This is a genomic window from Streptomyces sp., assembly GCF_035563135.1.
Lineage (GTDB): Bacteria > Actinomycetota > Actinomycetes > Streptomycetales > Streptomycetaceae > Streptomyces.
The window spans coordinates 1-9,843 of record NZ_DATMVN010000070.1; the positions used below are offsets into that span (position 1 = coordinate 1).

Below are 9,843 nucleotides of genomic sequence, written 5' to 3' on the forward strand. Positions count from 1 at the left end.
CTACTGGGAGCGGCGGGGCCTGCACGGCGGGCCCGAAGAGATCGCGGCGGCCCCGGGGATCCAGCCGCTGCTGCTCGCACTGATCGCCGCGTACGGCGGCGACGTGCTGATGCCCCGCCCCTGCCCCGCCACGTGGATGCCGCAGGCGCGGCTGCTGGGCCGGCCCGCCTACCACGTGCCGACACCCGCCGAGTGCGGCGGTGTTCCCGACCCGTACGCCCTGCTGGAGACCGTACGCAGGGTGCGTGCCGAGGGCGGCAGGCCCCGGCTGCTCCTGATCTCCGTGGCCGACGACCCGACCGCGACCCTCGCCCCGCCGGAACTGGTCCGCGAGGCGTGCGAGGCAGCGGTCTCCGAAGGGCTGCACATCGTCAGCGACGAGACCTGGCGCGACACCCTGCACCGGCCCCACGACACCGTCGTGCTCAGCCCCGCCGAGATGTGTCCCGACGACGTCACCGTCCTGTCCGACCTGGCCGGAGCCCTCACACCGTCCGCCTGGCCGGTCGCCGTGGCACGCTTCCCGGCCACCGCCCGCTCGGCCGCGCGCCGGGCCCGGGTCCTCGACATCCTGACCGCGCTCGGCGCCCTGGTCGCCGAGCCGGTCGCCAGGGCCGCCGCCCACGCACTGGGCGAACCCGAGGCCGTCACGGAGAGGATCCGGCAGGCGGCGCGGCTCCAGTCCCAGGTCGCCTCCGCGGCACACCGCGCGGTGCTCACCGTCGGCGCCCTGGCCAGGCCGCCGCAGGCCGGGCGGCACCTCTACGCCGATCTCGGCCCCCTGCGCACCCGGCTGGCCGCCCGGGGCGTCACGGACTCCATGGAGCTGGAGGAATACCTGACGGGACGTCTCGGCGCCCCCGCTCCCGGCGGGCACCGCTTCGGTGACGAACTGGGAGCGCTGAGGGTGCGGCTGAGCACCGGCCCGCTGCTCGGCTCAACCCCGGAGCAGCAGACGGAGTCCCTCACTGCGGTGGAGCCCTTGGAATTGCCCCATGTCGCCAGAGCGCTGAGCATTTTCGCAGCAGCCCTCGATGAACTCCGATGACAGGAGCCTCTCGATGACGGAACAGACCGAGCGCCCGCCCGCCGGACCCGGCCGCGCGCCCACCGGCCGTCCCGTCGCCGCTGCTCCACGCCGGCTCGGCGAACCCCGGACCTGGCCCCGCAGCTTCGCCGACCGGCTCACCGCGCCACTCCCGGGTGTCAGGGGCATGACCCGTCTGGCCAGGGAGCGCGCCATGCGGCCCAACGCCGAGGGACTCCGCGGCATCCACCGGCTGCCGTACGCCCCCCGGCCCCTGCCCGCCGCAGGCCCGGACACGGCGGCCGTCACCTGGGCCGGGCACGCCAGCTGGGTCGTCCGCATCGGCGGGCTCACCGTCCTCACCGACCCGGTCTGGTCACGGCGCATCCTGGGCACCCCCGCCAGAATCACTCCGGTCGGCGTCCGCTGGGAGGAACTGCCGCCCGTCGACGCGGTCCTGATCAGCCACAACCACTACGACCACCTCGACGCCCCCACCCTGCGCAGGCTCCCGAAGGACACCCCGCTCCTCGTCCCCGCCGGCCTCGGCCGCTGGTGCCGGCGCCGCCGCTTCACCTGTGTCACCGAGCTCGACTGGTGGGAATCGGTGGAGCTGGGCGGTGTCCGGTTCGACTTCGTGCCCTCCCACCACTGGTCCAAGCGCACCCTCCTGGACACCTGCCGGTCCCTGTGGGGCGGCTGGGTGATCGGCGACGCGGGGGGACGGCGGATCTACTTCGCGGGGGACACCGGCTACGGCCACTGGTTCAAGGAGATCGGCCGCCGCTATCCCGGCCTCGACCTGGCCATGCTGCCGATCGGGGCGTACGAACCGCGGTGGTGGCTCTCGGACGTGCACACCGACCCCGAAGAGGCCGTGCAGGCGTACGGGGAACTCGGGGCCCGCGCGATGGCCCCGATGCACTGGGCGACGTTCCTGCTCTCCGCCGAACCGGTGCTCGAACCGCTGACCCGGCTCCGTACGGCATGGCAGCGGGCGGGTTTCCCGCGGGCCGACCTCTGGGACCTGCCGGTCGGCGGCTCACGCGTCCTGGAAGCCTGACCGTGTCCGGCCGGAGCACCGGCCCCTCAGCCGGCCAGCCGTGCCCGCAGCCGGCGCCAGAGCGCCGGCGCCCCGCTGACGAGAAGCGTGAGCACGACCGCCGCGAGCAGACCTTCCCACGGCTCGTGGAACAGCGAACCGCCCAGGACCCCGATCATCTGGTACGTCGCCGCCCAGGCAAGACAGGCGGGCACATCACCCCGGGCGAACTGCCGCAGCGGCATCCCGCCGAGCAGACAGGCCAGCATCACCGGAATCCGCCCGGCCGGCACCAGCCGGGACAGCACCAGCACCACCGTGCCGTGCTCGTCCAGCTTCTGCTGCGCCTGTTCGAGCCGCTCCGGAGCGGCCCGGCCGGTGATCGCCTCCAGCCACTTCGAACCGTTCTTGGAGCGCACCCCGCGCTCACCCAGCCAGTACAGACATATGTCCCCGAGGAACGCCGCCCCCGACGCCACGGCGAACACGATGAGCAGGGCGAACGGTGACGTCTGGTGGAACGTCACCACGGCCACCGAACTCACCAGCACCCCCGTCGGCACCACCGGCACCAGTGCTCCCACCGCTACCAGCAGGAACAGCGCGGGGTAGGCAACGGCCTGCTGCGTCGACTCCGTCGGCAGCTGCCGCAGCACTTCTTCCATCACCTACGGGCCTCCGGCCTCACATGCTCGCCGTGCCCCAGCCGGTGCACCGCCACTTCCGGTGCCACCCGCGCCGCCTGCCGCACGAATTCGTCACCCGGCGCGTGGAACTCGTGCGGCCGGACACCGTCCATCCCGATCGGCCAGTACGTGCCGTAGTGCACCGGCACCGCGGACTGCGGCTTCAGCATGGTCAGCGCCTGCGCGGCGCGTGCCGCGTCCAGATGGTGGTGGCCCAGGTTGGGCCCCCAGCCGCCGACCGGCAGCAGCGCCACCTCCACCGGCCCCACCGCATCCGCCATGTCGTCGAACAGCCCGGTGTCACCGGCGAAATAGGTGCGGGCCTCGCCTTCGACGACGTACCCGAGAGCGGGCACCCGCTGCGGCCCGACCGGCAGCCGGCGGCCGTCGTGGAGGGCCGGGACCGCGCGGATCAGGACCCCTTCGACCCGCACCACGTCCCCGGGGACGACCTCGGCGATCCGCAGCCCGCGCGCCCGGCGCAGCAGCCGGAGCCCCGGCACGGCCCCGACGGCACCCCGGGGCACGATCAGCAGGCTGCCGGGGGCGAGACGGGCCAGGGAGGGGAGATGCAGATGGTCGGAGTGCAGGTGGGAGACCAGGACCGCGTCGGCGACCGCGGCCTCCGGCGGCGGGACGTCACCCCGGCGGCGCCGCAGATGCGCGAAGCGCCGTGCGAAGAGCGGGTCGGTCAGCACCCGGACCCCGGTGTCCTCGATCGTGCAGGTGGCATGACCCCACCACGTGACCTCCACCGTCCCGCCTCCTCGTCCGCGCCCGATCCGTCGTCGTACGCGTACGAGGGTAGGCGCTCCACGCCGTTCCCATGCCGCGGTGCTCCCGGACGACGGTTCCGGCACGGCTGCGGGCGGCTGCGGAGGGCCGCGGCACAGGCAGGGGCGCGGCCGGCGTCCGGGTGCGGGGGACCCGCTCATGGACGACGGCGCAGACGTACGGGCCGCCGGCCTGGAGGAGCCCGCCCGCACGGCGCGCACCGGGGCGGGCCTCCACCGCAGGATGCCCGTGCCGGCCGCAGGATACGACAGCTGCTGGTTCCCGGAGAGAGCCCGGGGCCCCGGAAGGACCCGAGGACGCTGTGACAGGCTTGACGCGGGTCCAGGACGGACGGCGGGCCCGGACGTGAGGTGGAACGGCGTGAGTGACGGGCGATGGCGTACGGCGGGGGGCACCCTCATACGCGTGATCTCGGTGTGGGCCGTCTCCACCCTCACCATGCTGGCACTGGCCGGGATGCTGCCCGACTTCCAGCTCCAGGCCGACAACGGCGACACCGTCACGAGGACGGCCTTCACCGCGGCCTGGGGCGCGGGGGCGTTCGGCCTGCTCTCCGCCCTGGTGTGGCCCGTGCTCGTCAGAGCGCTGCTCATCGTGCCCGCGCTGGTGCTGGGAGCCCTCGTCTTCTTCCTCAACGGCTCGCTGCTGCTGATCGCCCTGCGCCTCATCCCGGACGGGCGCGGCGACGCCGCTCCGGAGACCGCCGTCGTCGTGGCGGCGGTCATGTCCGCCGTCGCCTCCGCGACCTCCACCGCCCTGGCGGTCCGTGACGACGACGCCTACCGGCGCAGACTCTCCCGCCTCGCCGACCGGCGCCGCAGACGCAGCGGTGCGCCGCGGAGCCCGGACGGCGAGCGGGGCGGCCCGCCCGGCATCGTGTTCCTCCAGCTCGACGGCGTGGGCCACGACGTGCTCGAACAGGCTGCCGCCGACGGCCTCATGCCGACCGTGGCGGGCCTGCTCGCCGACGAGGCGGGCCACCGGCTCACCCCCTGGACCACCGACTGGTCGAGCCAGACCGGCGCCAGCCAGCTCGCCCTCCTGCACGGCAGCAACTTCGACGTCCCGGCCTTCCGCTGGTTCGAGAAGGAGACCGGCACCGTCATGGTCTCCAGCAGACCGGCGAGCGCCCTCGAACTTCAGCGCAGAGCCATCGCCCGCACCCATGACGGCGGTCTGCTCACCGTCGACGGCGCCAGCCGGGGCAATCTCTTCAGCGGCGGCGCGGACCAGCTCGCCCTGGTCCTGTCGATGGCCGCCAGGCTCGGCAAGGGACGCCGCTCGCGCGCCGGCTACTTCGCCTACTTCTCCGACCCGGCCAACGCCGTCCGCACCGCCCTGTCCTTCGTCGCAGAGGTGGGCCGGGAGATCGGCCAGTCCGTCCGGGCACGGATGCGGAAGGAGTCGCCCCGGGTCAAACGCGGCGGGCTGTACCCCTTCATCAGGGCGTTCGCGACCGTGGTCGAACGCGATGTGGTGGTCGCCGCGGTGATCGGCGACATGTTCGCGGGCCGTACCGCGGTCTACGCCGATCTGGTCGCCTACGACGAGGTCGCCCACCACTCCGGACCGCACAGCAGGGACGCGGAGAAGGTCCTGACACGGCTCGACCGCTCGCTGGGCCTCATCATGAAGATCGCGGACCGCACCCCGCGCGACTACCGGGTCGTCCTGCTCTCCGACCACGGCCAGAGCCCCGGGGAGACCTTCGCGGGACGCTACGGCCTCACACTCAAGGACCTCGTACGGGCCGGCTGCGGGCTGCCCGTGCCCCGCCGGGCGCAGCGCACCCGCAGCGCCTCGGAGGCCCGCGACGCGGTGCGCATCGCACTGCACAGGCCCGTCGTGGGGGTGCAGGAGGCGGAGCACCCGGCGAAGCCCTCCGAGCCGGTCGTGCTCGCCTCCGGAAATCTCGGGCTGCTGTCGTTCCCGGACATCGAGGGGCGGGCCTCGCGCGAGCAGCTCGACCGCCGCTACCCCGCGCTGCTCCGCACGCTGGCCGACCATCCGGGGATCGGCTTCCTGCTCGTACGGAGCCAGAAGCACGGATCGGTGGTGCTCGGCCGGGGCGGGGCGGAGGTCCCGGTGGCGGAGCTGACGGACGGGGAAGGACCGATCGCCGGCTTCGGGCCCGGCGCGGCGGACGCGGTACGGCGGACCGACGGCTTCCCGCACGTCGCGGACGTCATGGTCAACTCGATGTACGACCCCGGGACCGGCCGGGTGCACGCCTTCGAGGAGCAGATCGGCTCGCACGGCGGGCTCGGCGGCGAACAGTCGCGGCCGTTCCTGCTGTGGCCGAGGACGCTGACGGACCCGCTCGACGCCATCGCGGCGGAAACGCCCCGGGGGGAGTCTCCGGCCGTACCGGTGGGGGTGCCCCGGGCGGGCCTCGTAGGAGCGGAAGCCGTGCACAAGGTGCTGGCGCGCTGGCTGAGGGAGCTCTCCGGGCCGCAGGTCCCCCTGCGGCAGGAGGGCTTCGCCGGGGCGGTGCGGGTGGACGAGCCGTTCCCGGACGGCCCGGCCGCGGTGGGAGCTCCCGTCTCCGTGCGCGTCGGCGAAGACCCTCCCGGGCCCCTCCGCGCCGGCGAAGACCCTCCCCTCTCCGTCCGCACCGGCGAACCGGGCCGCGCCGCTGCTCCCGTCCGCGCCGATGCGCCGGTCCGTGCGGTCGAGCCGCTCCCTGCGGTCCCGGGTTCCGACGACGCCGTACCTGAGGCGCGTGGATGAAAGACCCCGGCGTCAGGCGGACTCGCGCCGTACCAGCGTCGGAGGGAAGACCACGGAGGGCGCGGGACCGTCGCCCGGTCTGCCGATCTGCTTCAGCAGGAGCCTGGCCATCTCGGCCGCCATCTCCTCCACCGGCTGACGCACGGTCGTCAGCGGCGGATCGCACGCCACCGCGGCGTTGCTGTCGTCGAAACCCACCACCGCGACGTCCCCGGGCACCTCCCTGCCCGCCCGCAGGAGCACGGGCAGCGCCCCCAGAGCCATCAGGTCCGAGGCGATGAACACCCCGTCCAGATCCGGCCGTTCGCGCAGCAGCCGCCGCATCGCCGAAGCCCCGCCGGCATGGGTGAAGTCCCCCTCCGCGGTCACCACCTCCCCGATCCCGTGCTGCTCCAAGGCGTCCAGGAAGCCGGTCAGACGTACCTGTCCCGCAGGCATGTCCTGCGGTCCCGCGACCGTTCCGACGCGCCGCCGGCCCAGGGCCGCCAGATGATCGGCCGCCATCCGGGCCCCGGCCCGCTGGTCCGCCTCGACACAGGTGAGCGGCGAGGCGTCGCGGGGGCGGCCCGCCAGCACGGCGGGGAGCCGGGTGGCGTGGAGCAGGCCCGGCAGCGGGTCGTCGGCGTGCGAGGAGATCAGCACCACCCCGTCGACATGCCCCTGGCGCAGATACGACAGCAGCTGGTTCCGGGAGGCCTCGTCGTCGGCCAGCATCAGCACCATCTGGATGCCGGCGGGGCGCAGTACGTCCATCAGCCCGCCGACCACGCGCCCGAAGTGCGGGTCGGAGAACATCCGCCCGATGAACGGCTCGGAGACCGGGCGCCGTTCGCGCTCCGAGACCACCAGGGCGATCGAGTCGGTCCGCCGGGTCACCAGTGAGCGCGCCGCGCGATTGGGGACGTAACCCGTGGCGGCGACCGCCTCCTCCACGACCCGCCGCAGTGCCGGGTCCACCGTGGTCGCACCGTTGATCACACGGGACACGGTCGCCCGCGAGACGCCCGCCACCGCGGCCACGTCCTCCAAGGTGGCGGGGCGTACGGGCGGTGACACGTCGGCAGTCATGCAGTCTTTATACCGGGTGATCCGCGGGGCGGTCGAAGGGTTCCGGCACGTCAGCAGCCATGCCCCCGGGGCGTTGTCAGTGGCGGGCGGCAGGATGGCGGCCATGACGACGAACTCAGCCGGCGTGCTCGCCGACACCGCCGCCTACGCCGCCGCCGTGGAAGAGGCCAAGCGTGCCGCCGCCGCGTACTACACCGCGGGTGAGAGCAGCCTCGACGACGACGCGTACGACCGGCTCGTGCGCGGGATCGCGGCCTACGAGGAGGAGCACCCGCAGGAGGTGCTGGACGCCTCGCCGACCGGGAAGGTCGCGGGCGGGGCGGTGTCGGGGGACGTGCCGCACACCGTCCCGATGCTCTCGCTGGACAACGTGTTCTCCACCGAGCAGTTCGTCGCCTGGACTGCGTCCGTGGAGCGGCGGACAGGCCGGCCCGTCGCCGCCTGGAGCGTGGAGCCCAAGCTCGACGGTCTGGCCGTCGCCGTGCGCTACCGGCAGGGTCGCCTCGACCGGCTGATCACCCGGGGCGACGGGACGGCCGGGGAGGACGTCTCGCACGCGATCGGTACGGTGCTCGGCCTGCCCGAACAGCTCGGCGCTCCCGTGACCCTCGAGGTGCGCGGCGAGATCCTCATGACCGACGCGCAGTTCGAACAGGCCAACACGGCGCGCACGGAGCACGGCGCGGCTCCCTTCGCCAATCCGCGGAACGGGGCGGCGGGCACCCTGCGGGCCAAGGACCGTCCGTACCGCGTGGAGATGACCTTCTTCGCGTACGGGGCGCTCGCGCTGCCCGATTCCGGTGAGCTGTCGGCCACCCTGGCCGAACTCCCGCACAGCGAGGTCCTGGAGTACGTCGCCGGGCTCGGCGTGCACACGGCGGCCGGCACCGCGGTCGCCCCGCGCACCGTCACCACGGTGGAGGAGGCGCAGACCGGGGTCGAGGACATCGCCGCCCTGCGCGCCTCGCTGCCGTTCGGCATCGACGGCATCGTGATCAAGGCGGACCTGGCGGCCGACCAGCGCGACGCGGGCTCCGGTACGCGGGCACCGCGCTGGGCCATCGCCTACAAGCTCCCGGCCGTGGAGAAGGTCACCCGGCTGCTGGGCGTCGAATGGAACGTGGGCAGGACCGGCATCATCGCACCGCGTGCCGTGCTGGAGCCCGTCGAGATAGACGGCTCCACGGTCAGCTACGCCACGCTGCACAACCCGGCCGACATCACCCGCCGCGATCTGCGCCTGGGCGACCACGTGATGGTCTACAAGGCGGGCGACATCATCCCCCGCATCGAGGCGCCCGTCGCGCATCTGCGGACGGGCGAGGAACAGCCCGTCGCCTTCCCCGAGACCTGCCCCCGGTGCGGCTCGGAGATCGACATGAGCGAGCAGCGCTGGCGCTGCACCCGGGGACGCGACTGCCGCCTGGTCGCCTCCGTCTCCTACGCGGCCGGCCGCGACCAGCTCGACATCGAAGGGCTCGGCGCCACCCGGGTCGTCCAGCTCGTCGACGCCGGCCTCGTCCAGGACTTCGCCGACCTCTTCACACTGGAGCGGGACCAGCTCCTCTCCCTGGAGCGGATGGGGGAGACCTCCACCGACAATCTGCTGGCGGCCATCGAGACGGCCAGGACCCGGCCCCTGTCCCGCGTCTTCTGCGCCCTCGGCGTACGCGGTACAGGCCGTTCCATGTCCCGGCGGATCGCCCGCCACTTCGCCTCGATGGACCGGATCGTCGCGGCGGACGCGGAGGCGTTGCAGCAGGTGGACGGCATCGGCAAGGAGAAGGCGGCGGCGGTCGTCACGGAGCTCGCGGAGCTGGCGCCGCTGATCGGCAAGCTGGTGGCCGCCGGAGTCACCATGACGGAGCCCGGTGCCACTCCGCCGCCGGAACCCGGGAGCGGGCCGGAGGAAGACGCCGAGGGGCGGACGGCGGAGGGCCTGCCCCTCGGTGGAATGACCGTGGTCGTCACCGGCGCCATGACCGGCGTCCTGGAGAAGCTCTCGCGCAACCAGATGAACGAGCTGATCGAGCGGGCCGGCGGAAAGTCCTCCTCCAGCGTCTCCAAGCGCACGAGTCTGCTCGTCGCGGGGGAGAAGGCCGGCTCCAAGCGCGTCAAGGCGGAGCAGCTGGAGATCAGGATCGCCACGCCCGAGGAGTTCGCGGAGCTGGTGGGGGACTGTCTGGCACCGGAGGTGTGAAAGGCACGAGTGCGCGCCCCTCCCAGGATGCCAAGGGGATGGCGTTTCAGTGCCTTGTATCGCATAGTGAAGGATCGATCATGCCTTCCTGCCGCCGGCTCGGTGCGAGCCGGCGGCTGTAGCGGCACGACCTGAGGGTGAGGACCGATGCGTTCTTCGCGTGGCGGGCAGCGGCGCGGCCGCCAGGCCCTCCGGCGGCGGGAGGCACCCGCCCCCGCGGCGCACCGGTCCGGCCCCCTCGGGGGGCGGCTGAGGTGAGCCCCCTTCCGGGGGCACCCCGGGGGAACACGCCCCA

General features: G+C 73.6%; 7 protein-coding genes. 4 read left to right on the forward strand and 3 right to left on the reverse strand.

Features of this window, described 5'->3' with window-relative positions:
- Window positions 1-1,048 (forward strand): aminotransferase class I/II-fold pyridoxal phosphate-dependent enzyme (locus tag VN520_RS03110; protein WP_325745272.1); only part of this gene is annotated, 1,048 nt, incomplete at its 5' end.
- A 13-nt stretch (window positions 1,049-1,061) separates the two neighbouring features.
- The gene (locus VN520_RS03115) at window positions 1,062-2,090 is read left to right on the forward strand and encodes an MBL fold metallo-hydrolase (RefSeq protein WP_325745273.1); all 1,029 of its coding nucleotides are present in this window, start codon (window positions 1,062-1,064) and stop codon (window positions 2,088-2,090) included.
- A gap of 26 nt (window positions 2,091-2,116) precedes the next feature.
- Here VN520_RS03115 and VN520_RS03120 read toward each other — a convergent pair whose 3' ends face one another.
- Both VN520_RS03120 and VN520_RS03125 read right to left on the reverse strand, forming a co-directional pair.
- On the reverse strand, window positions 2,117-2,734 hold the full coding sequence (locus VN520_RS03120) for a DedA family protein (protein WP_414719758.1): 618 nt from the start codon (window positions 2,732-2,734) through the stop codon (window positions 2,117-2,119).
- Complete coding sequence (locus VN520_RS03125; RefSeq protein ID WP_325745275.1) at window positions 2,734-3,510, reverse strand: MBL fold metallo-hydrolase; 777 nt, start codon at window positions 3,508-3,510, stop codon at window positions 2,734-2,736. The genes VN520_RS03120 and VN520_RS03125 overlap by 1 nt, the downstream gene beginning before the upstream one ends.
- A gap of 400 nt (window positions 3,511-3,910) precedes the next feature.
- Here VN520_RS03125 and VN520_RS03130 point away from each other — a divergent pair, with 400 nt between their 5' ends.
- Window positions 3,911-6,280 carry a phage holin family protein gene (locus tag VN520_RS03130; protein ID WP_325745276.1) on the forward strand — a complete coding sequence of 790 codons (2,370 nt, stop codon included), beginning with the start codon at window positions 3,911-3,913 and terminating at the stop codon, window positions 6,278-6,280.
- 12 nt (window positions 6,281-6,292) lie between these two features.
- On the opposite strand, the gene VN520_RS03135 is transcribed toward VN520_RS03130, so the two are convergent.
- Window positions 6,293-7,348, reverse strand: coding sequence for a LacI family DNA-binding transcriptional regulator (locus VN520_RS03135; protein WP_325745277.1), 1,056 nt, complete (start codon window positions 7,346-7,348; stop codon window positions 6,293-6,295).
- A 103-nt stretch (window positions 7,349-7,451) separates the two neighbouring features.
- Between VN520_RS03135 and ligA the strand changes: the two genes are divergently transcribed.
- Window positions 7,452-9,548 (forward strand): NAD-dependent DNA ligase LigA, encoded by a 2,097-nt coding sequence (gene ligA / locus VN520_RS03140; RefSeq protein ID WP_414719759.1) that lies wholly within the window; start codon window positions 7,452-7,454, stop codon window positions 9,546-9,548.
- Window positions 9,549-9,843 lie beyond the last annotated feature (295 nt).